Annotated in this window: 24 protein-coding genes; 10 read left to right on the top strand and 14 right to left on the bottom strand. The window is 68.1% G+C overall.

The features are described from left to right. Positions 1-53 precede the first annotated feature (53 nt). Together DMB37_RS26795 and DMB37_RS26790 are read left to right on the top strand one after the other, a co-directional pair. A complete protein-coding gene (locus DMB37_RS26795; RefSeq protein ID WP_135235032.1) occupies positions 54-416 on the top strand; it encodes a hypothetical protein in 363 nt (120 codons plus the stop codon). Between the two features lie 80 nt (positions 417-496). Further along, positions 497-1,195: an HNH endonuclease family protein gene (locus tag DMB37_RS26790; protein WP_135235031.1), complete on the top strand. Its 699-nt coding sequence runs from the start codon at positions 497-499 to the stop codon at positions 1,193-1,195. A gap of 2 nt (positions 1,196-1,197) precedes the next feature. On the opposite strand, the gene DMB37_RS26785 is transcribed toward DMB37_RS26790, so the two are convergent. Continuing rightward, positions 1,198-2,016, bottom strand: a complete 819-nt coding sequence (locus DMB37_RS26785; protein ID WP_135235030.1) for a sulfurtransferase — start codon at positions 2,014-2,016, stop codon at positions 1,198-1,200. A gap of 213 nt (positions 2,017-2,229) precedes the next feature. On the opposite strand from DMB37_RS26785, the gene DMB37_RS26780 reads away from it, so the two are divergent. Then, on the top strand, positions 2,230-3,453 hold the full coding sequence (locus tag DMB37_RS26780) for a benzoate/H(+) symporter BenE family transporter (RefSeq protein ID WP_135235029.1): 1,224 nt from the start codon (positions 2,230-2,232) through the stop codon (positions 3,451-3,453). 84 nt (positions 3,454-3,537) lie between these two features. On the opposite strand, the gene DMB37_RS26775 is transcribed toward DMB37_RS26780, so the two are convergent. The 4 genes from DMB37_RS26775 to pdhA all read right to left on the bottom strand — a co-directional run bounded on the left by DMB37_RS26775 (position 3,538) and on the right by pdhA (position 8,670). Continuing rightward, a complete protein-coding gene (locus DMB37_RS26775) occupies positions 3,538-4,959 on the bottom strand; it encodes a uracil-xanthine permease family protein (protein ID WP_135235028.1) in 1,422 nt (473 codons plus the stop codon). Positions 4,960-5,034: 75 nt separating this feature from the next. Continuing rightward, the gene (locus DMB37_RS26770) at positions 5,035-6,546 is read right to left on the bottom strand and encodes a dihydrolipoamide acetyltransferase family protein (protein ID WP_135235027.1); all 1,512 of its coding nucleotides are present in this window, start codon (positions 6,544-6,546) and stop codon (positions 5,035-5,037) included. A 31-nt stretch (positions 6,547-6,577) separates the two neighbouring features. Next, complete coding sequence (locus DMB37_RS26765; RefSeq protein ID WP_135235026.1) at positions 6,578-7,561, bottom strand: alpha-ketoacid dehydrogenase subunit beta; 984 nt, start codon at positions 7,559-7,561, stop codon at positions 6,578-6,580. After that, positions 7,558-8,670 carry a pyruvate dehydrogenase (acetyl-transferring) E1 component subunit alpha gene (gene pdhA / locus DMB37_RS26760; protein WP_135235025.1) on the bottom strand — a complete coding sequence of 371 codons (1,113 nt, stop codon included), beginning with the start codon at positions 8,668-8,670 and terminating at the stop codon, positions 7,558-7,560. Before pdhA ends, DMB37_RS26765 begins: the two co-directional genes overlap by 4 nt. Before the next feature lie 134 nt (positions 8,671-8,804). On the opposite strand from pdhA, the gene DMB37_RS26755 reads away from it, so the two are divergent. Further along, positions 8,805-9,296, top strand: coding sequence for an Lrp/AsnC family transcriptional regulator (locus tag DMB37_RS26755; protein ID WP_107660062.1), 492 nt, complete (start codon positions 8,805-8,807; stop codon positions 9,294-9,296). 40 nt (positions 9,297-9,336) lie between these two features. Then, positions 9,337-10,149: an SDR family oxidoreductase gene (locus DMB37_RS26750; RefSeq protein ID WP_135235024.1), complete on the top strand. Its 813-nt coding sequence runs from the start codon at positions 9,337-9,339 to the stop codon at positions 10,147-10,149. Here the strand turns inward: DMB37_RS26750 and DMB37_RS26745 are convergent. Together DMB37_RS26745 and DMB37_RS26740 are read right to left on the bottom strand one after the other, a co-directional pair. Further along, positions 10,146-10,541 carry a thioesterase family protein gene (locus DMB37_RS26745; RefSeq protein ID WP_135237838.1) on the bottom strand — a complete coding sequence of 132 codons (396 nt, stop codon included), beginning with the start codon at positions 10,539-10,541 and terminating at the stop codon, positions 10,146-10,148. The two genes, DMB37_RS26750 and DMB37_RS26745, sit on opposite strands and share 4 nt — an antisense overlap. 26 nt (positions 10,542-10,567) lie before the next feature. Further along, positions 10,568-11,521 carry an AraC family transcriptional regulator gene (locus DMB37_RS26740; protein WP_135235023.1) on the bottom strand — a complete coding sequence of 318 codons (954 nt, stop codon included), beginning with the start codon at positions 11,519-11,521 and terminating at the stop codon, positions 10,568-10,570. An 80-nt stretch (positions 11,522-11,601) separates the two neighbouring features. Between DMB37_RS26740 and DMB37_RS26735 the strand changes: the two genes are divergently transcribed. Both DMB37_RS26735 and DMB37_RS26730 read left to right on the top strand, forming a co-directional pair. Further along, positions 11,602-12,447: an SDR family oxidoreductase gene (locus DMB37_RS26735; RefSeq protein ID WP_135235022.1), complete on the top strand. Its 846-nt coding sequence runs from the start codon at positions 11,602-11,604 to the stop codon at positions 12,445-12,447. A 184-nt stretch (positions 12,448-12,631) separates the two neighbouring features. Continuing rightward, complete coding sequence (locus DMB37_RS26730; RefSeq protein WP_240771664.1) at positions 12,632-14,011, top strand: MFS transporter; 1,380 nt, start codon at positions 12,632-12,634, stop codon at positions 14,009-14,011. On the opposite strand, the gene DMB37_RS26725 is transcribed toward DMB37_RS26730, so the two are convergent. The 6 genes from DMB37_RS26725 to DMB37_RS26700 all read right to left on the bottom strand — a co-directional run bounded on the left by DMB37_RS26725 (position 14,000) and on the right by DMB37_RS26700 (position 19,709). After that, the gene (locus DMB37_RS26725) at positions 14,000-14,779 is read right to left on the bottom strand and encodes a hypothetical protein (protein WP_135235020.1); all 780 of its coding nucleotides are present in this window, start codon (positions 14,777-14,779) and stop codon (positions 14,000-14,002) included. The genes DMB37_RS26730 and DMB37_RS26725 overlap by 12 nt on opposite strands. Positions 14,780-14,891: 112 nt before the next feature. Beyond that, entirely contained in the window at positions 14,892-16,019 is a 1,128-nt protein-coding gene (locus DMB37_RS26720; protein WP_135235019.1) for a DUF5925 domain-containing protein, read from the bottom strand. Positions 16,020-16,108: 89 nt separating this feature from the next. Further along, the gene (locus tag DMB37_RS26715) at positions 16,109-16,699 is read right to left on the bottom strand and encodes a hypothetical protein (protein ID WP_135235018.1); all 591 of its coding nucleotides are present in this window, start codon (positions 16,697-16,699) and stop codon (positions 16,109-16,111) included. 144 nt (positions 16,700-16,843) lie between these two features. Then, positions 16,844-18,259 carry an NAD(P)(+) transhydrogenase (Re/Si-specific) subunit beta gene (locus DMB37_RS26710; protein WP_135237837.1) on the bottom strand — a complete coding sequence of 472 codons (1,416 nt, stop codon included), beginning with the start codon at positions 18,257-18,259 and terminating at the stop codon, positions 16,844-16,846. A gap of 17 nt (positions 18,260-18,276) precedes the next feature. Then, positions 18,277-18,591, bottom strand: a complete 315-nt coding sequence (locus DMB37_RS26705) for an NAD(P) transhydrogenase subunit alpha (protein ID WP_107654393.1) — start codon at positions 18,589-18,591, stop codon at positions 18,277-18,279. Further along, entirely contained in the window at positions 18,591-19,709 is a 1,119-nt protein-coding gene (locus tag DMB37_RS26700; protein WP_135235017.1) for a Re/Si-specific NAD(P)(+) transhydrogenase subunit alpha, read from the bottom strand. Before DMB37_RS26700 ends, DMB37_RS26705 begins: the two co-directional genes overlap by 1 nt. A 406-nt stretch (positions 19,710-20,115) precedes the next feature. On the opposite strand from DMB37_RS26700, the gene DMB37_RS26695 reads away from it, so the two are divergent. Genes DMB37_RS26695 through DMB37_RS26685 form a run of 3 tightly spaced genes read left to right on the top strand, consistent with a single transcriptional unit; the run spans position 20,116 to position 22,098 of the window. After that, positions 20,116-20,607, top strand: coding sequence for an HIT family protein (locus tag DMB37_RS26695; RefSeq protein ID WP_107654391.1), 492 nt, complete (start codon positions 20,116-20,118; stop codon positions 20,605-20,607). Then, positions 20,604-21,443: a maleylpyruvate isomerase family mycothiol-dependent enzyme gene (locus tag DMB37_RS26690; protein WP_135235016.1), complete on the top strand. Its 840-nt coding sequence runs from the start codon at positions 20,604-20,606 to the stop codon at positions 21,441-21,443. Before DMB37_RS26695 ends, DMB37_RS26690 begins: the two co-directional genes overlap by 4 nt. Before the next feature lies 1 nt (position 21,444). Further along, positions 21,445-22,098, top strand: a complete 654-nt coding sequence (locus DMB37_RS26685; protein ID WP_135235015.1) for a Type 1 glutamine amidotransferase-like domain-containing protein — start codon at positions 21,445-21,447, stop codon at positions 22,096-22,098. On the opposite strand, the gene DMB37_RS26680 is transcribed toward DMB37_RS26685, so the two are convergent. Beyond that, positions 22,079-22,873, bottom strand: a complete 795-nt coding sequence (locus DMB37_RS26680) for a MerR family transcriptional regulator (protein WP_135235014.1) — start codon at positions 22,871-22,873, stop codon at positions 22,079-22,081. The two genes, DMB37_RS26685 and DMB37_RS26680, sit on opposite strands and share 20 nt — an antisense overlap. Positions 22,874-22,887: the final 14 nt, after the last annotated feature.

Below are 22,887 nucleotides of genomic sequence, written 5' to 3'. Positions count from 1 at the left end.
TTCTGCGGCGCGGCGGAACATACTTGAATATCCGCTGGTCAACGGAGGCAATCATGACGATTCTGCTCCAGGTTCTCGAGCAGAGCTTCACGCCGACGACGCCGTGGGAGCGGCGCAAATTCACCTTCATCAACGCCGAGAAGATGGTCGGCATGCGGCTCGACGGTCAGTCCGGCGTGTGGCTGGACCTGTCCCGCCCCGGTGAATCACAGCGCCTGGCCCGAACCCTCGACCCGCACGAGGCCATCACCTTCCTGCTCGCCACCTTCGCCAAGCTCGCCGAGTGCGAGGAGCGCGGCGGCTCGTGGCTGATCGGGCACGACGGCGCGAACGCCGAGTCGATTTCGGCCACCCGGTTCCCACCGCGGGCAAGCGAGGTCGCCGACGACGACCTGCTCGCCCGCGCCTGGTTGTGAGGGTTGTTCTGCGCCGTTCCTGACAACTGCTCTCGCTACGGGTTCTACGAATGTCGGTCCATCCGGGTACAGCTGGCGCCATGGACCTTCGGCGTTGGCTGCTCGGCGCGCTCGTCGTGCTGTGCACCATCGGCTGCGACCAGCTCGACCTGGCGCCGGTGGCACCCGCGCCCGGCAGTCCGACGCGGGTGGAGTTGGAACAGCTGCTCGCCGCCGTGCGGGTGGTGCCGGACCGGCCGCATCCCGGCGGTTACGACCGTGGCTGCAAACCGGGACAGGGCTGCGTATTCGGGCCCGCCTGGACCGACGACAACGACGCCCCCGGCGGGCACGACGGCTGCGACACCCGCAACAACGTGCTCGCTTTGCAGCTCACCGAGGTGCGTTTCCGACCGGGCACCCGCGACTGCGTGGTCGTCGGCGGCCTCTTGAACGACCCGTACACCGGCAAGCAGGTCCGCTTCGACAAGGCCGACGCCAACGACGTGCAGATCGACCACGTGTACTCGCTGGCCGCCGCCTGGGATATGGGGGCCGCCCACTGGCCGCTCGAGCGCCGCGTCCGCTTCGCCAACGACGTCGAGGTCAACCTGCTCGCCACCGAGGGGCGCACCAACCAGGCCAAGGGCGACAAGACGCCCGCCGAGTGGCTGCCACCGGCCCGCGCCAATCACTGCTTCTTCGCGGGCAAGTACCTCACTGCGGCCGCGCGCTACGACCTACCGGTGACCGCCGCCGACAACATGGCGCTGCACGGTGTCGCGCGGACCTGTCCCTGAGCTCAGCTGCCGGTCGCGACGGGTCGCTTCGGGTCGTTCGACCATTGCGACCAGGAACCCGGGTACAGCGCCGCGTCGATGCCGATCACGGCCAGCGCCGCCACCTGGTGAGCCGCGGTGACGCCGGAGCCGCAGTACACCGCGACCGGTTCGGCGGTGAATCCGGCGAAGCGGTCACGCAGTTCGGCCGGGTCGCGGAAATGCCCGTTGGCGTCCAGGTTTTCGGCGGTGGGGGCGCTGATGGCGCCGGGGATGTGGCCTGCGCGCGGATCGATCGGCTCGACCTCGCCGCGGTAGCGCTCGCCCGCGCGGGCGTCGAGGAGCACGCCGCGCCAGCGGGCGGCCGCGTCGGCATCGATGACCTTCAGGTGACCCGGGCTGAGCTCGACATCGCCGGGTTCGGGGTCGGGTTCGGTGCCGGTGGCGAGTGCACCGCCGGCGTTGGTCCAGCCGGGCAGTCCGCCATCGAGGATCCGCACGTCGGCGATGCCCGCCCAGCGCAGCAACCACCAGGCGCGGGCGGCCGCCATGCCGCCGGTCGCGTCGTAGACGACCACCGGATCGCCCTGGCAGATGCCCCAGCTGCGCGCGCACTTCTGCAGCTGCGCGATGTCCGGCAGCGGGTGCCTGCCGCGGGTCGGCGACGGCGGCGCGGCCAGCTCGGTTTCCATGTCGACGAACACCGCGCCGGGGATGTGGCCGTTCAGATAATGTTGCGGGCCGTCCGGGTCGCCCAGCGCCCATCGGACATCCAGCAGGCGAACCCGCTTGTCCGACAACACTTCCCGAAGCTCTACCGGCGAGATCAGTACCGCGCTCAACCCAGCTCCTAGTCCAGTAATCGCACCCTCGCGCACCGAATACCCCTCAGACTACGCATCTGAACTGGGCAATGAGGCTGCACCCCAGCGCTACTCACCGGTAGGACAGGGCGGGTACGGCGTGTCGTACCAGTGGGGCCGTTCCGTAATTCGGTCCAGTTTCGGCCGACTGGCCCGTGACGGAGCAGTCCAGTTACCGGCAGGATCGCCACAATGTCGAACCTTTCCCCGACGACCGAGGCACCTGCCGAGCTGGACAAAGAGCCCGTTGCCCCGAAGGTCGGGCTCGCACAGCCGCTCGGCGCCGGCGCGGTTACCGCACTGGTGGGATTCACCAGCGCGTTCGCCGTGGTGCTCAGCGGACTGACCGCGGTAGGTGCGAACGCGGCGCAGGCGGCGTCGGGACTGCTCGCGGTCTGCGTGACGCAGGCGATCGGCATGATGCTGTTGAGCTACCGGTATCGGATGCCGATCACGCTGGCCTGGTCCACCCCCGGCGCCGCGCTGCTCGCGAGCACGGGTGTGGTGGTCGGCGGCTGGCCCGCCGCGGTCGGCGCTTTCGTGATCGCGGGGGTGTTGATCGTGATCACCGGCCTGTGGCAGCGGCTGGGAAATCTGGTCGCCGCGATTCCGGTGGAGATCGCGCAGGCCATGCTGGCCGGGGTGCTGCTGCCGCTGTGCCTGGCACCGGTGCAGGCGGTGCGGTCCAGTCCGGCGGTGGTGGTTCCGGTGATCCTGGTGTGGTTGGTGCTGCAACGGGTGGCGAAGCGATGGGCGGTGATCGCGGCGTTCGCCACGGCGGCGATCGGATCGGGCATCAGTATCGCGGTGCAGCACAAGCATCTCGACTTCGCCGCGATGGTGCCATCAGTGGAATTGACACTGCCGCACTGGAATTGGCAGGCGATGATCGGTGTGGCGATCCCGCTCTACATCGTCACCATGGCGTCGCAGAACATTCCGGGGACCGCGGTCATGAAGTCCTTCGACTACCAGGTCCCGTGGCGGGCGGCCATGACCGTTACCGGTATCGGCACCATCGTCGGGGCGCCCGCGGGCGGGCACGCCATCAACCTGGCCGCGATCAGTGCCGCACTCGCGGCGGCGCCCTCGGCCCATCCCGATCCGAAGAAGCGGTGGACCGCCGCCTTCACCGCGGGCGCTATCTATCTGGTGCTCGCGCTCGGCTCGGCGGCCCTGGTCACCTTCATCGCCACCGCACCGAAAGGGGTTCTGGAAACCGTTGCTGGCCTTGCCTTGCTTGCCACGCTCGCGGCTGCGTTGACCGGCGCGCTCGCCTCCGCGGAACACCGCGAAGCAGGCATCGTCACCTTTCTGATCGCCGCGTCCGGTGTCGGTTTCCTCGGTGTCGGCGCCGCCTTCTGGGCACTCATCGCCGGATTGCTGGTTCGCAAGGTGCTGAGTCACCGCGCCTGAACGCGCCGGGCCCAGGCCGGTCCCGGTCAGCAGCGTCCATTGCCGAGAAGGGTTCCAGTGGTGCGCCACTCGCGGCGGTTGCCGTCAGGCGGGAGCCGCGGAGGGCAAGTCGTGGCGTGGTTCGGCGATGGTCGGGGGTTCGGTGCTGATCGATGACTCGGTGGTGGCCGAGGATTCGGCGGCGGCGACTTCGCCTCGGGCGAATACGCCGAGCCTGGTGTGGTTGAAGAGCACGTTGAGGGTGAATGAGGTTGCCGCACCCAGGGTTATGCCACTGGTGAGCAGGATCTGGGCGGCGGCGGGAAAGTGGACGAACATGTCCTTCGCCATGACCGGCAGCAGACCGACGCCGATTGCGGTGGCGACGATGGTGGCGTTGACCCGGTCGGCGAGATCCGCTTTACGGAGCGTGTCGATGCCGACGATCGCGATGGTGGCGAACAGCACCAGCCCGACACCGCCGACCACCGGTTCAGGAATCGCGGCGACGATCGCACCGAAGCGCGGCATCAGCCCGAGCACCACCAGAATCACCCCGCTGGTGGCGGTGACGTAGCGGCTGAAGACCCGGGTGGCCGCGACAGCCCCGACATTCTGGTTGAAGATCGTGTCCACGAACGAGGTGAACACCCCGCCGAGCACGCCGGACAGCCCGTCGCCGACCAGCCCACGCGCCAAATCGCCCTTGCCGATCGGCTTTCCGGTGATCTCACTGATCGCCAGCATGCTCGCCGTCGACTCGGCGAACACCACCGCCATCACCACGCTCATCGCGACCACCCCGGTGATCGGGAACTCCGGCGCGCCGAAGTGGAACGGCTTCGGCGGCCCCACCCAGTCGGCCCCCGCGATGCCGTCCATGTCGATCAAGCCCATCGGGATGGCGATGACAATGCCGACCACCAAGCCGATCAACACCCCGAGCTGGGCGACCATGCCGCGACCCAGGCACAGGAAGCCCACGGCTATCAGGAAGACGACGGCGGCGAGGCCGATATGCGACGGCGCCGCGAACGTGGCCGCCTTCGGATCGTTGCCGATGATCAGCCCACCGGCTACCCCGATCAGCGAGACGCCGACCACGGTGAGTACGGTCCCGGTAACCAGCGGCGGAAAGAACCGCACCAGACGGGCGAACGGCACCGCCAGCGCCACGCCGACCACACCGCCGATCATCATCGACCCGTACACCGCCGGGAGCCCGTACTCTTTGGCGATCAGAATCATCGGATCGAGGCCGATGAAGGTGGCACCGCAGATGATGGGCAGCCGCGCACCCGCGAGCTTGCCCACCCCGAGGCTCTGCACCAGCGTGATCACCCCGGCGATCAGCAGATCCGCGCTGATCAGCAAGCCGATGGTGGCCCGGTCGAGCCCGGCGGCCGCACCGAACACCAGCGGCACCGTGATGCAGCCGGTGTACATGATCAGCACGTGCTGGATGCCGAAGGTGAGCTGCCGCCCGAACGGCAACCTGGTATCGACGGGATGGGTTCCCTCTGCCATACCTATAGAACTAGCCGGTCTTCTTTACGTCGAGCGCCCGCAATGTTTCCCCCGCGTGACATCACACGGCCGGATCTAGATCCGGCTCAGCAAGGTGAGCGGGTCCTCGAGCAGGCTCGCTACGGTGGCGAGGAAGCGGGAGGCGAGTTCGCCGTCGATCATGCGGTGATCGAAGCTGATGCCGAGGGTGGTGACCGAGCGGACCGCGAGTTCGTCGCGGAACACCCACGGCCGCTTGCGGATCGAGCCGAGGCACAGGATGGCCGCCTCGCCGGGGTTGACCAGCGGCACGCCGGTGTCGACGCCGAACACTCCCACGTTGGTAATGGTGAAGGTGCCGCCGCGCAGGTCGGCCGGGCTCGCGCCACCCGATCGCGCGGTCTCGGCCAGCCAGCCGATCTCCCGGGTGAGGTCGCGCAGGCTCAACGAGTGCGCGTCCTTGATGTTGGGCACCAACAGACCACGCTCGGTGGCCACCGCTAACCCGAGGTTCACATAGTGCTTGGTGACGATCTCCTGATTCGCCTCGTCCCAGTAGGTGTTGATGCCGGGGAACTCGCGCAAGGCCGCCAACGCCGACTTCGCGACCAACGCGAGCGGGGTAAGTGTCAGTCCGGCAAAGGCTTTGGTGCTGCGCAGGTGGTCGATCAGCTCCATCGAGGCGGTGCAGTCGAGGGTGACGAAGGTGCTCGCCTGCGGGATGGTGCGAGCACTCGCCACCATGGCCGCCGCCGTGCGCTTGCGGACGCCGCTGATCGGTGTTCGAACCTCACGGGCCGGCTCGCCGGCATCGGTGGCGGCAGCAGTCCCCGATCGACTCGCCGATGTGCGCGGTTGCGATACCGGGACCGCGCCGCGCACGTCCTCCACGGTCACGGCACCGCCGGGCCCCGAACCCGGGACGAACCACAGATCGATACCTAATTCGCGCGCCAGCTTGCGGGCGGCAGGCGTGGCAGCGGCCCTTGTGGTCGTCAGTTGCGGCCTGGTGCCGTCCGACACGGACTCTGCGACATCATCTTCGGAGTCCCGCGTATCGTCGGTCGTGGTGTCGCGCGATCGCGCGGCAACCGATTCGGTCGAATCTGCCTGCGCGTCAACGGATTCGTCCGGTGGCGCAACGTCGTGTCGATTCCCGGCCGGCGTACCGTTCGGGGCTTGCCGCGAATCCGCTTCGGTGACAGTGGCAACGGGCCGACGGCGCCTCGACACCGCATCACCCTCCGGCCCATAACCCACCAGCACCGCCGTCCGGCCCGCACCGGGTGCGTCGCTCGACACCTCGGCACCGTTCGCCCCGGTTGCCTGCCCCGACTCCGCATCGTCGTTCTGCACGCGGATCAACGGCGCCCCGACGAGCACCGTTTCCCCCGGCTGCGCGAGCAACTCCACCACCCGCCCGGCGAACGGCGACGGCAGCGCGACCACCGCCTTCGCCGTCTCCACCTCGGCGATGGTCTGATTCAGCTCCACCGCGTCGCCGACATCGACCGACCAGGACACCAATTCGGCGTCGGCCAGCCCTTCGCCGAGATCGGGGAGCCGGAATTCCAGGACGTTGCCCGACTGCTTGGCGCGATCTTCCACGTGGGCACCTCTCACTAAGGGTGGACCGGCGTCATGCGGCGAGGGTTCGATCGACCGCGGCGAGGATGCGGTCCGGGTCCGGCAGGTGGAACTTCTCGAGTTTGGCCGGGGGATACGGGATGTCGAACCCGCCGACGCGTAACACCGGCGCCTCCAAGTGATAGAAGCAGCGTTCGGTGATCCGCGCGGCGATCTCCGCGCCGAGACCGGCGAAAACAGGTGCCTCGTGGGTGATGACCAGCCTGCCGGTCTTGGTCACCGACTCCTCGATGGTGTCGAAATCGATCGGCGAGAGACTGCGCAGATCGATGACCTCCAGCGAATGCCCCTCCTCGTGGGCGATTTTCGCGGCGGACAGCGCGGTGGCCACGGTGCCGCCGTAGGCGACGACGGTCGCGTCGGTGCCGGTGCTGCAAACCCTGGCGCGGTCGGGTGGCAGCGCGCCGTCGCGATCGAGTGCGAGGAAGTCGACGTCTGCCTTGTCCCAGTAGCGCCGCTTGGGTTCGAAGAAGATCACCGGGTCGTCCAACGCGATCGCTTGGCGGATCATCAGATACGCGTCGGCGGGGTTGCTCGGCGTCATCACCCGCAGCCCCGCGGTGTGCGCGAAATAGGCCTCCGGTGACTCCGAATGGTGCTCCACCGACCCGATGCCACCGCCGAACGGAATGCGAATCGTGATGGGCGCGTTCACCTTTCCCTGCGTCCGGTAGTGGATCTTGGCCACGTGCGAGACGATCTGGTCGAAGGCCGGGTAGACGAACCCGTCGAACTGGATTTCACACACCGGCCGGTAGCCGCGCAGCGCCATGCCGAAAGCCGTTCCCACGATGCCGGATTCGGCCAGCGGGGTGTCGATGACCCGGTTGTTGCCGAAGTCCTTCTGTAAGGCGTCGGTCACCCGGAAGACGCCGCCGAGGCGGCCGATGTCCTCGCCCATGAGCACGACCTTGGGGTCGTCCTCCAGTGCGCGGCGCAGTCCGGTGTTCAGCGCGCCTGCGAAAGTAGTGATCACGAAGGGACTCCTTCCGGTCTCGCGGCAGTCTCGCTGGGATCGCCAGCCAAGTACTGCGCGTACTCCCGTCGCTCCTCGGTGATGAGCGCATGCGGGGTGGCATAGACATGGTCGAACAGGTCCATCGGTCCGGGATTGGGCATCTCGATGGTGGAGGTGCGCACCTGCCGGGCGACCTCGTCGGCGCGCTCGGCGACCTCGCGCTGGAACGGGTAGTCGAACAGCGACTCGCGCTCCAGCAGCCTGCGTAGCCGGTCGATCGGATCGCGTCGGGCCCACTCCTCGGTCTCCGCGGACGAGCGGTAGCGGGTGGGGTCGTCGGCGGTGGTGTGCGGGCCCATGCGATAGGTGAGCGCCTCGATGAAGGACGGCCCGCCACCGGAGCGGGCGCGCGCCACCGCCTGCCGCGTCACGGCGAGCACCGCGAGCACGTCGTTGCCGTCGACCTGCACGCCGGGGATGCCGTAGCCGTAGGACCGGCGCACGATCGGGGTCTGACTCTGCACCCGGACCGGCTCGCTGATCGCCCAGTGATTGTTCTGGCACAGGAACACCACCGGCGCGCTCCAGCTCGCGGCGAAGCCGAGCGCCTCGGCGATGTCACCCTGGCTGCTCGCGCCGTCGCCGAAGTAGGCGATGGTCGCGATCTCGGCGCCGTCCAGGTGCGCGGCGTAGGCATAACCGGTCGCGTGCAGGCCCTGCGAGCCGACGATGATGTTCGGGTTGGTCATGTTGACCGCGTTCGGATCCCAGCACGAATGCGCGACGCCGCGCCACATCCTGGTGATCTCGGTGGGGTGCACGCCGCGGCAGTAGGCGACGGCGGCCTCGCGGTAACTACAGAACACGTAGTCGTCCGGGTGCAGGGCGTGCGCGGATCCGACTTGGGTGGCCTCTTGGCCCAGTAGCGGGGCCCACAGGCCGAGCTGCCCCTGCCGCTGCAGAGCGGTCGCCTCGGTGTCGATGCGGCGGGTGACCACCATGTCCCGATAGAGCGCACGCAGCTGTTCGGGCCCGACGTCGGCGACCAGTGCGGTGTGCTCCCGATCGAGCACACGGCGACCGTCGGGCTGGACCAATTGAACCGGGTACTCGATCTTGTCTGGCATCGTGACCGCCTCCTCATCAGGCAGGTGTGCTCTACCTCACAGCATCCACGATAATGCGATGTGCGCAAGTGATCGACACGCGAATACGCATAATGCTCAATTCTTACCGGCGCGCCGATGTCATACTGCGTCGTATGACCAGAGAAAACGTCGACGTGACCTTGGACGCCACCGACGCCAGACTCTTGCTGGAACTGGTCGCCAACCCGAGAGCCACCGGCGTCGAACTGGCCGCGCGACTCGGACTGTCGCGCAACACCGTGCAGGCTCGGTTGTCGCGCTGGGAGGCGGGCGGTGTGCTCGGCAGTTTCGAGCGCCGGGTGCAGCCGCGCGCACTGGGCTATCCGCTGGCCGCGTTCGTCGCGGTGGTCGTCGATCAGCACCAATTGGACTCCGTCGTAGACGAACTCGCCGAAGTACCCGAGGTGACCGAGGTGTGCGGCATGACCGGGCTCACCGATCTGACCGTGCGGGTGGTCGCCAGGGACGCCGATGACCTGTACCGAATCGCCGGTCAGATATTGAAGATTCCCGGCGTGGAGCGCACCAATATGGCGCTGGTGATGCGTGAGCTGGTCGGTCCGCGCACCGCGCCGCTGCTGCATCGACTATCGCGCGGCAACTAACCGCACGCGGGCCCGGTGTGACCCCCGCTAGGGTGCGGGAATGGAGATTTCGGGCAAGGTTGCGATAGTCACGGGGGCCGGCGCGGGAATCGGTGCGGCCTTGGCGCGCAGGTTGGTTGCCGACGGAGCGCGGGTGGTGCTTGCCGACCTCGATGCCGACTCGGCTACCCAGGTCGCCGAGTCCCTCGGTGCCGCCGCGGTCGCGGTCGGCGGGGACGTCGCCGACGATCAGGTGATCCGCGGGCTGATCGATCGCGCCGAGGCCGAATTCGGCCCGGTAGACCTCTATTTCGCGAATGCGGGCATCGCCGGTGGCGCGGGGCTGGACAGCACCGACGCCCAGTGGGCGGCGGCACTGGAGGTCAATGTGCTCGCCCACGTCCGTGCCGCGCGGTTGTTGATACCCGGCTGGCTGACGCGCGGGACCGGCTACTTCGTGTCCACCGCGTCGGCGGCGGGCCTGCTCACCCAGCTCGGCTCCGCGCCCTACTCGGTATCCAAGCACGCCGCCGTCGGCTTCGCCGAGTGGCTCTCGGTCACCTACGGCGACAAGGGCATTCGGGTGAGCTGCGTCTGCCCGATGGGCGTGGACACCCGACTCCTGCACACCGGCTTCGTCCCCGGGGAGCACGCCGCCGACGCCGAACTCGCCGTGAAAGCCGTGAAAACCGCTGGGGCGGTGCTCTCTCCGGACCAGGTCGCCGAAATCATCGTGGCCGGCGTCGCGGCCGAGCACTTCCTGATCCTGCCGCACCCCGAGGTACTGAAGATGTACCGCCACAAGGGCACCGACTACGACCGCTGGCTCGACGGCATGCGCCGCTTCCAAGCCGCCTTGCAGAGCCGGGACTAGGCGTCGGTGACGAGGGCGGTGGCGGCGGTACGAATGGCGGCTGGGATCTCTACGGGTTTGCGGGTTTCGGCGTCTACGTAGACGTGCACGAAGGTGCCGGTGGCGGCCAGTTCGAGGTCGCCGTCGGCCTCGCGGAAGATGGCCAGGTCGTAGGTGATGCTGGAGCGGCCGAGGCGGGAGATGCGCAGGCCGACCTGCAGCTGGTCCGGGAAGCTCAGCGAGCCGACGTACTGGCACGAGGTCTGCGCGACCACACCGAGCGCGGGCAGCTCGCGGATGTCGGTGCCGGTGGCGTGCATCAGCCACGCGTTGACCGCGGTGTCGAAGTACGAGTAGTACGTCACGTTGTTCACGTGCCCGTAGTGGTCGTTGTCCGCCCAGCGGGTCGGCATCGGCCAGAGGACCGGATACTCCTGCGTCACCCGGCCGACGATAGCTCAGCCGGGGCGGCGCCCTGCCGGTGGTCGCGCGGGCTGACCCCGAACTGGCGTTTGAAGGCGGTGCTCAGGGCGAAGGCGCTGCCGTAACCGACCTGGCGGGCAATGGCTTCGATGGTGGCGTCGGATTCGGCGAGCAGGTCGGCGGCCAGCGCGAGCCGCCATTCGGTGAGGAAGGACATCGGCGGCTCGCCGACCAGGTCGGTGAAGCGCCGGGCCAGCGCGGCCCTGGACACCCCGACCGCCTCGGCCAGGCCCGCCACGGTCCACCCGTGCGCCGGATTGTGTTGCAGCAGCCGCAGCGCCTTGCCGACCAGCGGGTCGCTGTAGGCGTGGTACCAGGCGGGCGCGTCGTTGCGGGCGAACCAGGCACGCAGCGCGGCGATCAGCACCATGTCCAGCAGCCGGTCCAGCACGGCGCCCTGGGCGGGCTCGTCCTTGACGGCCTCGTCGACCAGGATGTCGAGCAGCCGGGTGTCGAAGTCGCCGCGCTGCAACACGATGAGCGGCGGCAGCGCGCGCAGCAGGCGCTGGCTGGCCGCGCCCGCCGACTCGTAGGTGCCGGTGACGATCATGGTCGCGCCGTCGGCGTCGGTACCCCACTGGCGCACGCCGAGACTCAATGTCTCGCAGAGGATTTCACCGTCGGGCGTCTTAGTCACATTGCCCGGATGGATGATCACCTGCGGCTCGGTGGCCGGGTCGTCGGCGACGGTGTAGTGATCGGGTCCGCGGAAGATCGCGACATCGCCTTCGCTCAACTGCCGCGGCTTGTGCTTGCCCAGCATGACCCAGGCATCGCCGCGCACCATCGACACCACGGCGAGCGGGGCCTCGTCCTGAATGCGCAGCGACCACGGCGGTTTCAGCAACGAGCACATCAGAAACGCGCCTCGGGCGCGTGGACCTTCGAGCAGACTGGCGAGCGCATCCACGCCCCAAGAGTAGACGATGACGCATGGTTGTGAGCCGCTGAACTATGTTTCGTCTCGGCTGCGGACGGTGTACTTCAATCATGACAAACAGCACCACAGACCAGCACCGCATCCTCGTCACCGGCGGCACCGGCAAGACCGGCAGCCGGGTCGCGACTCGACTCACCCAGGCGGGCCACCCGGTCCGGATCGGCTCACGCTCGGCGGACACTCCGTTCAGCTGGGAGGACCGCGCGACCTGGCCCGCGGCGCTGGCCGGCGTGCACACCGTTTACGTCGCCTACCAGCCGGACCTCGCGGTGCCCGGCGCCCCCGACACGCTGCGCGCGTTCACCGCCGCGGCGGTGCAGAGCGGGGTGCGCCGGCTCGTGCTGCTGTCCGGTCGCGGCGAGCCGGAGGCGGTGGAGTGCGAGGAGATCGTGCAGGAATCCGGTCTCGAATGGACCATCGTGCGGTGCAGCTTCTTCGCACAGAACTTCAGCGAGGGCGCGTTCAACGACTACATTCTGGCCGGTGCAGTCGCGATGCCCAATGGCGATGTGCCGGAACCGTTCGTGCACGCCGACGACATCGCCGATGTCGCGGTGCGCGCGCTCACCGAGGACGGGCATCAGGGCGAGGTCTACGAATTGACCGGTCCACGCGCGCTGACCTTCGCCGAAGCCGTCGCGGAGATCGCCGCGGCGACCGGACGCGACATCGCGTTCATCCCGGTCTCCCGCACGGATTTCGTTGCGGCACTGACCGAATACCAGGTGCCCGCCGATGCGGTGAGCCTGCTCGACTACCTGTTCGGCACGATCCTGGACGGCCGGAACTCGAAGACCGCGGACGGGGTGCGCCGCGCTTTGGGCCGGGAGCCCAAGGATTTCACCGAGTACGCACGGGAGACAGCCGCGACGGGAATCTGGAACATCCAGGGCTAGTGGATGGTTGGAACGGGTAGAGGCTGTGCAGACAACCCGTGGAACCGGATCGCAGCGCCGCGATCCGGTTTCCGGACCGGCGGGCCGACGATGTCTCGCCCCGGAAGCCGCGCGGTTGGGTCGGCCTCTTGTCGATACCGAGGGGGTGGGGAAACACCGCACTGTGATCGGTACCGTCGAAACTGTGCTGACTCCGACGGCCGATCGACCGACCCGCGTGGCCCGCGTCGCCGTGTTCACGGTGTTCGGCTTGAACGGGTTCTTGCTGGCCATGTGGGTCGTGCACATTCCACTGATCACCGATCGGACCGGTGTCGCGAAATCGACGCTGGGGATGTTCATCCTGCTGATGGCCGGTGCGGGCATCGTGGGCATGCGCATCACGGGCCCGCTCGCGGACCGGTTCGGTAGCCGGACACTGGTTGCCGCCGCCGCGATCATCATGTCGGCGGCGGCGATCGGACCCGGGCTTGCCACCGGTCCGATCAGCCTGGCGATCGCGTTGGCCTGCTTCGGTTTCGGCAACGGCGCGCTGGACGTGTCGATGAATACTCAAGCGGTGCACGTGGAACGGGCGTACGGGCGCCCGATCATGGGGGCGTTCCACGCACTGTTCTCCGGTGGCGGGCTGCTCGGTTCGCTGCTCGGCGCGGCGACCCTGCGGGCCGGGTGGGACCTGCGGATGACGTTGGGGTCGGCGGCAATTGGCGGTGTGGCCCTAACCTTTGCAGTGCTGCCGCGACTGCTTCGCGACACCGATACGGCGCGGGCGACCGAGCGGGCCGGCGATGCGCGGATCCCTACGGAGGCCGTTGACGACTACGTTGCGCGCTCGGCCGAGCACGGCTCGGCCGCCATGAAGAATGCCGAGCCAGACCCGCCACTCGCGAAACACTCCGAGCCTGGCCCGCCCGTCGGGAAGGATGCCGAGTCACGCCCGTCCTTTGCGGAGGACTCGCCGCCAGACTCGTCGGTGGCGAAATCCACCGACCAGCGCGAGCACAACCGAAAAGTGCTGGCCCTGGCCGCGATCGCATTCTCAGTGCTGCTCGCCGAGGGTGTGGCCGGCGACTGGAGCACGCTGCAATTACGCGAACACCTCGGTGCCGACGCGGCCACCGCGGCCTTGGCCTTCGGCGCCTTCTCGGTCACCATGACCGCAGGCCGACTGGCCGCCGACCGGGTGAGCGGCATTTTCGGCCGGGTCGCCGTGGTCCGCTACGGCATGCTGCTCTGCGCACTCGGCCTCGCCCTGATCATGGCATCCCCGTGGATCCCGCTGACCCTGTCCGGCTGGGCACTGATGGGCCTCGGCCTCTCCGGCAGCGTCCCCCAGATCTTCACCGCGGCAGGCAATCTCGGCTCCGACAAGGCCGCGACCGACATGTCCCGCGTTTTCAGTATCGGCTACCTGGGCCTGCTCGCGGGCCCCGCGGTGATCGGCTGGCTCACCGCGGTGATCCCGCTGACCACCGCGATGGCCGTGCCGCTGATCGCAGTGCTGGTGTGCTGCCGCTATGCCGGCGTCGTCGCGCCGGAGCCGACCGACCGGCTACGTCGGTGACACCAGGCACAGCGTGAGCGGGTCCGGCTTCGGGTAGACGATGGCATTGTCGTCGGTGAACGTCGCGCCACACGCCGATTTGTCCGCGCTGCCGCGGACGATGCGACCGATCTTGAAGTCGGCGGTGCTCGTGCAGGCGACCTTGGTGCTGGCGGAGAGAACACCGGTCTCGATGCAGTCGCCTTCCTTCACATTGAGGCGAAGACAGAGCGTGTACCCATTCCGGCCGGTCTGGTAGTAGCTGGCGTATTCCTTGGTAGGGCAGTCTTTGTTGGCGCCGTCGATGCGCTGCGCCACCACATAATTCGCTTCGGCGTCCGAGCAATTCTTGGTGGCGAACTCGGCCTTGTACGTCGATCCCGATAGTTTCGCGCACTCGCCGACGTCGACCTTGTCGCCGTCGGCGGCGAGCACGGTACGAATTCCGAACACGACGAGTCCGGCCACCACGAACACCGTGATGAAGGAGATCACTTTGCTGAGGCCGCTGCGACCGCGCGGGCGCTGCGGCGGTGGGCCGGGCGGAAAACCGGGCTGACCGGACGGCGGAAAACCCGGCGGCGGAAAACCATTGCCGGGCGGTGGGAAACCCTGCGGCGGCGCAAACCCATTGTTGGGTGGGGGAAACCCCTGCGGCGGCGGATAGGCCGGACCGTAGCCCGGCTGCGGCGGCGGATAACCCGGTGCGCCGCCCGGCGCTCCCGGATAACCCGGCGGGCCGCCGTAACCCTGTCCTGGATTTTGATAGTTGGGTGGTGGCGTGGTCATGGATTTCCCCTCCCCAGGGTTCAAGCAATTTCACCGTGTGACGGCGAACGAACTCCCAGAATCTAGCGGATAACGCGAGATCCGGTGCGCCCGGTAACCAGCGCCCAACGCATCACAGATACAGACCGGAATTCATGGGATCTTCCCGGACCGATTGGATCCGGGTGTCACCGTCGCGCAACGCCACCAATTCCGCCAAGGTCGCGCCGTCCGGGCAGGCGGCATCGGCCGGGGTATCGGGATGCCGCTCCTTGGCCAGCCAGGCCGCCGATTCAGCGGGCGACAGCCGGCCGACCTCGAGTTGTGCCAGACACCGGCCCGGCCGGGTGACGGCGGGGTGCAGCCGGGACAGATCCTCGTTGGTGGTGATCGCGACCAGCACGTCCCTGCCCTGGCCGAGCATCCCGTCGGTCAGGTTGAGCAGTCGCGAAAGGCCCTGGCCCGCCGTCTCTTTCGCTTCACCCCGGATCAGCTCGTCGCAGTCCTCCAGCACCAGCATGCGCCAGCGCTTGGTCTCGTCGTCACCGTCGACGCCCGCCGCCACATCCATCAGGTAGCCCGGCTTGCCGAACATCACCTCGGGATCGAGCACGCAGTCGAACTGGCACCACGGTGCCCACGCTCGCGCGAGCGCCCGCAGCGCGGTGGTCTTTCCAGTCCCCGGCGGACCGTGCAGCAGCACCAGACGGCCGCGCACATCGGCTGCGGTCAATGCCATCAGGCGATCCAGCGCCCCCGCGACGTCCCCGGGGTAGTTGCCGCGGATCGCAGACCACTCCGGCGCCGAGATGCTGTGCCCTCGGCGTTGCGGCCCATGGCCGCTCATGTGCCAGAACCCCATCTCGATGGTCTCGCCCACCTCGGGCTGCGCGGCCGCGCCTTTGATCGACTCGGCCAGCACCGCGGCGGCCAGTTCGTCGGTCTCGGCGGTGACCTCGACCATCGCCGACCCACCCGACCAGCGGATCGCGCGCAACGACCACCCCGCCCCGACCACCAGGGCCGCGCTGCTGTCGTCGTCCTGCACCGAGCGCACCACCCGCCCGTGCGCGGGGCGCAGCAGCGCCTCGGGGTTGATCCGCTCGAACCGCGCGATGTGCGCGCAGGGCTGATCGCCGCGCAGGAACGGACTCACCGCGAGGGCATCGATCGCGTCGCGGGAGGAGTATGCGGAGTCGACGGTGACGGCCCACGGCAGCCGCTCGGCGAGATCGGCCGAGGGCTCACTCGGGTCGATCAACCGAAGAGGCTCATTACGTGCGGACACTCCGAGCATGATCGTGGTTACGGAGCCGCCGTGTCCAGCAAATTAAATCGCGGGCGATCATGTCACAGCTTCCGCATGCAGATCGTCATCCGCTCCGGCGTCGAATAGACCAGGGCCCACTCCGCGGTGGTGTCGGTTCCGCACGTCATCCGATCCGTCGTTCCCCGAACGATTTTGCCCACCCGGTGTTTGCCGAGACCGCAGGCCGTTTTCCGGCTGATCGACCCCGGCAGGTCTTCGAAGCACTCCCCTTCGGCGGCGTTGAGGGTCAAGCACAGCCGGTAGCCATCCAACCCGGCGCGCTTGTAGTACGCGTAATCGCCGCTCGGGCAGGCCTCGGAGCCGTTGTCGACCCGCACCGCCACCCGGTAATTGGCCTGCGGGTCAACGCAATCGGCCTTCTCCAGGTCGGCGTCGCTCGTGGTGCCCCATACCTTCGCGCAGTCGCCCGCGGCGATGGTGTCGTCGTCGGGCGCCGATTTCATGCTGACCCAGAAGCCGATGACCAGGCACACCGCGACGCCGACGACGAGCGCGGCGACGGCGCCGATCCGGACCGCGCGCCCCGGCTTCTTGCCCGGCGGCGCCGGAGGGACACCGAGAGCCGTTGCGCCGTAGCCGGGTTGGGTAGGCAGCACATGGCCCTGCGACATTGTGTGGGTTCTCCTCGAATCGTCTCGGCAGAATCTATCCCAGTACCGACGAACGGCCCTCCGCCGGGCTCGGCAGAGGGCCGTTCGGGTGAAACCTTGTGTGCGCGCGGTGGACCGCGGATGCCCGCGGTGAAACTGCCGGTATTACAGCGCTTTCAGTTCCTCGGTGACCGCACCGACGGACTTCTTCGCGTCGCCGAACAGCATGGAGGTGTGGTCGGCGTAGAAGAGCGGATTGTCGATGCCGGCGAAGCCGGAGTTCATCGAGCGCTTGAGCACGATGACGCTCTTGGCCTGGTCGACGTTCAGCACCGGCATGCCGTAGATGGGGCTGCTGGCGTCCTCGCGGGCGGCCGGGTTGGTGACGTCGTTGGCGCCGATGACCAGGGCGACGTCGGTGCGGGAGAACTCACCGTTGATGTCGTCCATCTCCTTGAGCGCGTCGTAGGAGACCTCGGCCTCGGCGAGCAGCACGTTCATGTGACCGGGCATGCGACCCGCGACCGGGTGGATGGCGTACTTGACCTCGACGCCCTTGGCTTCGAGCAGCGCCGCCATCTCCTTGACCGCGTGCTGGGCCTGCGCGACGGCCATGCCGTAGCCGGGCACCACGATGACCTGGTTGGCGTAGGCCATCTGGATCGCGGCGTCGGCGGCCGAGGTGGCCTTGGCCTGCTTGGCCTCGCCGTCGCCGCCCGCACCGGGAGCTGTTCCGCCGCCACCGAATCCGCCCGCCACGATGGCCGGGATGGACCGGTTCATCGCCTTGGCCATCAGGTTGGTGAGGATGGTGCCGGACGCGCCGACGATCATGCCCGCCACGATCATCGCGGTGTTGTTCAGCGCCAAACCCGCTGCGGCGGCCGACAATCCGGTGAGCGCGTTGAGCAACGAGATGACCACGGGCATGTCCGCTCCGCCGATCGGCAGCACGACCGCGAGGCCGAGCACACCGGCCAGCACGAGCACCGCGATCATCCACAGTTGGGAGACACCATCATTGGTGGCGCCGACCCCGATCACCACGGCGGCCGCGACGGCGCCGATCAGCAGCAGCAGGTTCAGCGGCTGCTGCAGCTTGCCGAGCCCGATCGGGCGACCCGGCAGGATCTCCTGCAGCTTGCCGAACGCGATCAGCGAGCCCCAGAACGAGATCGAGCCGATGATCGCGGCGAACAGCGAGCCGACCACGATGTGCACGGTGGGCTCTTCGTCGAAGTGCGAAAACCCTTGGCTGTTGATGAATTCCGACCACGCGATGAGCGCGACCGTGCCACCGCCGACGCCGTTGAACGCGGCGACCAGCTGCGGCATGGCGGTCATCTTGGTGAACTTGGCAGGCGGCACGCCGAGGGCGATACCGACCACCAGACCGGCGATGATCAGGATCCAATTGCTGGTGTGGCGCACCGAGATCAGGGTCGCGACGACGGCGATGAACATGCCGACCGCGGCGATCAGGTTGCCGCGCACCGCGGTCTTCGGCCCGGTCAGGCCCATCAGGCCGTAGATGAACATGCCGAAGGCGATGATGTAGAGCCCGTTGACCAGGTAGGTCACATTGTCGAAGGTATGCATCACTTCTCCGCCTTCACCGGGGCTGCTTTTTTGCCCTTGAACATCCCGAGCATGCGGTCGGTCACCACGAAACCACCGATGACGTTCAGGGTTCCGAAGACGACGGCGACGAACAGGATGATCTGGGTCAGGATCGACGGATCCTGCACGTTACCGAGGGTGACCAGCGCGCCGAGCACGACGATGCCGTGAATGGCGTTGGTACCCGACATGAGTGGGGTGTGCAGGGTGTTCGGAACCTTGGAGATAACGGCGAACCCGACGAACCCGGAAAGCACCAGGATCGCGATGTTCGCGAGAAGTTCGGTGTACATCAGGCTTCCACCTCACGTGTGACGCAGGAATCCGCCAGCACCTGATCACTGAAGTCGGGCGCGAGCTTCCCGTCGACCAGCATCAGTTCCAGCAGTGCCGAAATGTTCTTCGAGTACAGCTCGGAGGCGTGCTCGGGCATGGTGGCGGGCAGGTTCAACGGCGAGGCGATGGTGACCTCGTGCTTGACCACGACCTCGCCGGGTTCGGTGAGCTCGCAGTTGCCGCCGGTCTCCCCGGCCAGGTCGACGATCACGCTGCCGGGCTTCATGCCCTCGACCGCGGCGGCGGTGACCAGGCGCGGCGCGGGACGCCCAGGCACCAGCGCGGTGGTGATCACCACGTCGAAGCCCTTGATGGCGTCTTCCAACGCCTGCTGCTGCTTGGCCTTCTCCTCGTCGGTGAGCTCGCGGGCGTACCCGCCCTCACCGGCGGCGTCGATGCCGAGGTCGAGCCACTGCGCACCGACCGAACGCACCTGATCGGCGACCTCGGGGCGCACGTCGTAGCCGGTGGTGCGGCCGCCGAGACGCTTGGCGGTGGCCAGCGCCTGCAGGCCGGCCACACCGACGCCCAGCACCAGCACGGTCGCCGGCTTCACGGTGCCCGCCGCGGTGGTGAGCATCGGGAAGAAGCGGGTCGACTCCGACGCCGCGAGCAGCACGGCCTTGTAACCTGCGACGTTGGCTTGGGACGACAGCGCGTCCATCACCTGGGCACGCGAGATGCGCGGGATCGCCTCCACCGCGAAGGCTTGCACGCCAGCGGATTTCAGCTTGCCGATCTGGTTCTCCGCGTTGCGCGGGGCCAGGAAGCCGATCAGGGTCTGGCCGTCGGACAGCTTGGCCACCTCGGCGTCGCTGGGCGGGGCGACCTTGACGACCACCTCAGCCGACCACGGATCGCCGATCGTCGCGCCTGCCGCTTCGTAGGCGCTGTCGGGAATGAGCGCGCCGAGCCCGGCACCGGACTCGACCACCACCTGCACACCCTGCTTCAGCAGGGACGGAATGATCTTCGGCACCAATGCGACACGTCGTTCGCCCGCGTTGGACTCGCGAACGACTCCGACACGCGCGCCGCGTGGCGACTCGGCGCCTACGCTCTGCGTTGTCTCCACTATGTCAGTTCCTTCTCGTGCTGAGCTTCAGGCATCAGATGGACGGCCGGACGATGTTACTTCAGAGTAAGGTCGCCCAAATCCTCGCAACTGTACCCGGCGCTTTGTGCAACCCGCTGAGACGCCCGTCACAAGATCATGCCGGATTCCGCCGCTTTGCCGGATTCTCGAATGTGTTGCGGACAACGTGGTCACCTCCCGCGCGTTCGGCTGATCGGATGAGCGCCGGTTCTGATGGTTGTCGCTTCAGGTGATCGCGACAAGAGCGAACCCGCAGGTCCATTACTTACCCGGGGGTTCGACAGCAGGTCAGGACGTGGTCGCGGGCGCGCAGAGTGACGCGCGTCATGGGCGATTCGCCCGCTGGGGTGTTCCCCACCGCTCGTACGCCGTAAGGTCCAGCGTTGTGAACGACTGCGTCTTCTGCCGCATCGTGGCAGGCGAGGCTCCGGCAACGAAGGTGTACGAAGACGACACCCTCTGCGCCTTCCTCGATATCCGGCCCATTGCCCGCGGCCACATGCTGGTGGTGCCGAAGCAGCACGCCGCCGAGCTGGAGGATCTCGACGCCGAGCTTGGCGCCTACGTGTTCCGCGCCGGGCACCGGCTCGCGCTGGCCGTGCGGCGAAGCACCCTCGCCGCCGACGGCGCGAACCTGCTGCTCAACGACGGTACCGCCGCCTTTCAGACCGTCGCGCACGTGCACCTGCACGTGATCCCGCGCAAGCACGGCGACAAGTTCCGCTTCGCGGCCGGGGTGGTGCTACGGCGCCCGCACGACGCGGAGTCCACCGCGGCCGCCATCCAGGCGGGGATCGCGGCGCTCGAGCGCGACGAAAAGCCGGGCCGCAATGGGAAACTGGGGATGGAACGCCCGGAAGAAGGAGCGCAGGAATGAACGACCCGACCCTGGACCGGACCGAGCTGCCCGCCCGGTTGTCCGAGCAGTGGGACGCGATCGCCGCGCTGGTCACCGACCTCGACGAAACCCAGTGGCGCACACCGACATCGCTGCCCGGCTGGAGCGTGTTCGACGTGGTCGCCCATGTCGTCGGCACCGAGTCGTGGCTGCTCGGCGAGCGGCCGCCGCCGCACGACCCGACCACGGTGAAGACCGATGTGCGCACGCTGCCGCACATCCGCAACGAGACCGGCGTGCTCAACGAGATCTGGATCGACCGGCTGCGGCCGCTGTCCGGCCCTCGATTGCTGGCCCAGTTCCGCGAGGTCGTCGACCGCAGGCGCAAGGCTCTTGCCGCCATGGGCGAGCAGGAGTGGCAGGCGCAGACCCAGTCGCCGATCGGGCAGGTCAGCTACGGCCGGTTCATGCGGGTCCGGCTGTTCGACTGCTGGATGCACGAACTCGACATCGCCGACGCGCTCGGCGTGCGGGTCGACGAGGGCGGGCGGCGCGGCGAGCTGGCGTTCACCGAGTTCCTCGGCAGTGTGCCGCGCGTCGTGGTGAAAAAGGGTGGGGCGCCGGATGGTTCGCGGATCACGTTCACGCTGACCGGGCCGCTGGCCCGCACGCTACACATCCAGGTGGCGGGTCGTGCGGGTTATGTGGACGCGTTCGATGAGCCCGCCACGGTCGAGATCGCGCTGCCCTCCGAGGTTTTCGTCCGGCTCGGCGGCGGGCGAACGAGCGCGGACGAGCACCTCGACGCGATCACCATCACCGGTGACGAGGAGCTCGGGCAGCGGCTGGTGCACAACCTCGCCTTCACCATCTGAGATGCGACTCTTCCTGTCCAGCTACCGGTTCGGGGCGCACTACGATCGGCTCGCCGCGCTGGTCGGCGAGCCGGGGCGAGTCGCGTTGATTCCCAACGCCTGTGACGCCTGGCCCGACATGTGGGAGGCGGCGGTCACCAGTGATGTGGTGCCGCTACGCAAGCTGGGCTACCAGCCCGAGACCGTCGACCTACGTGACTTCATCGGCCGCCCCGCGGAGTTGGAGCGCACGCTGACCGCGTTCCCGATGATCTGGGTGCGCGGCGGCAACACCTTCGTGCTGCGTGCCCAATTCGCCCGCAGCGGTGCCGATCTCGTGCTGCCCCGGTTGCTCGCCGCAGACGCGCTGGTATACGCGGGCTACAGCGCGGGCGCCTGCGTGCTGACCCCTGATCTGCACGGGCTGGAGTCCGCGGACGATCCCGCCGAGGTGGTATCGACGTGCGGGATCGAACCACTCTGGGACGGACTGGGTTTGGTCGAACGCCGGATCGTGCCGCACATCGACTCCCCCACCGACCCGGCCGGCCAGGGCGACCTGCTCGCGGAGTTCTATCGCGCGGAAGGCATTCCGCACTGGGCGCTCACCGACGACGACGCGATCGTTGTAGACGGCGAGCGCACCGACGTGCTGATCAGTCGAGCGGCGTCATGAACGACCACAGCCGCTGCTCGAGGTCGCGCGCGCTGTAGTCGCGGTAGCCGTAGAACTGATCGGTGGGCTCGTAGAGGATTTCGGCGCCCGCCGCCTTGGCGTGCCGGAAATGCGCGTCCACGTCCTCGACCACGATCGACATGCCCTCGGTGCACGCGCCGACGGTGAGCGGCGACTGCAGATTGAACTGCTCGGAGACCGCGTGCAGCCAGATCACGCCGTCGCCCGCGGTGACCTCCGCGTGGTGCACGGTGCCGTCCTCGCCCCGGCTGAGCCGGCCGGGCTCCATGCCGAACACGGTGGTCAGGTACTCGTGCGCGGCGGCGATATCGCGGTAGACGAGCGTCGGGATGCGCCGCTGAATCTTGGTGTCGAGCATGGCCATGTCCTCCAATGTGTCCAGCAGCTCCCGTGTTTCGAGGCTGCGGTGGTCGGTGAGTGTGGCCACCATGGTGGTGAGGCGCCGGCGCAGCCGATGGCCGACGGCGAGCCTGCGGTCCAGCTCGGCGACGTGGCGCAGCATCACGCCCGCCAGATCCCAGGCGGGATCGTCGAGGGCGGCCGCCACCTCGTCCAACCGCAGGCCGAGAGTGCGCAGCAGGCCGATCCGGTACAGCCGCTGCACGTCGTCGTTCGAGTACAGCCGGTGCCCGGCACCGCTGCGCCCGGACGGCGCGAGCAGGCCGATCTCGTCGTAGTAGTGCAGGGTGCGCACGGTCAGTCCGGTGACCGTGGCCAGCTCGCCGACCTTGACGTATCCGTTGGTGTTCGCCACACCTACGACGCTAG

Source organism: Nocardia sp. CS682, from assembly GCF_004634405.1.
Taxonomy (GTDB): Bacteria; Actinomycetota; Actinomycetes; order Mycobacteriales; family Mycobacteriaceae; genus Nocardia; species Nocardia ninae.
This window is presented reverse-complemented; position numbering and strand designations above follow the sequence as displayed.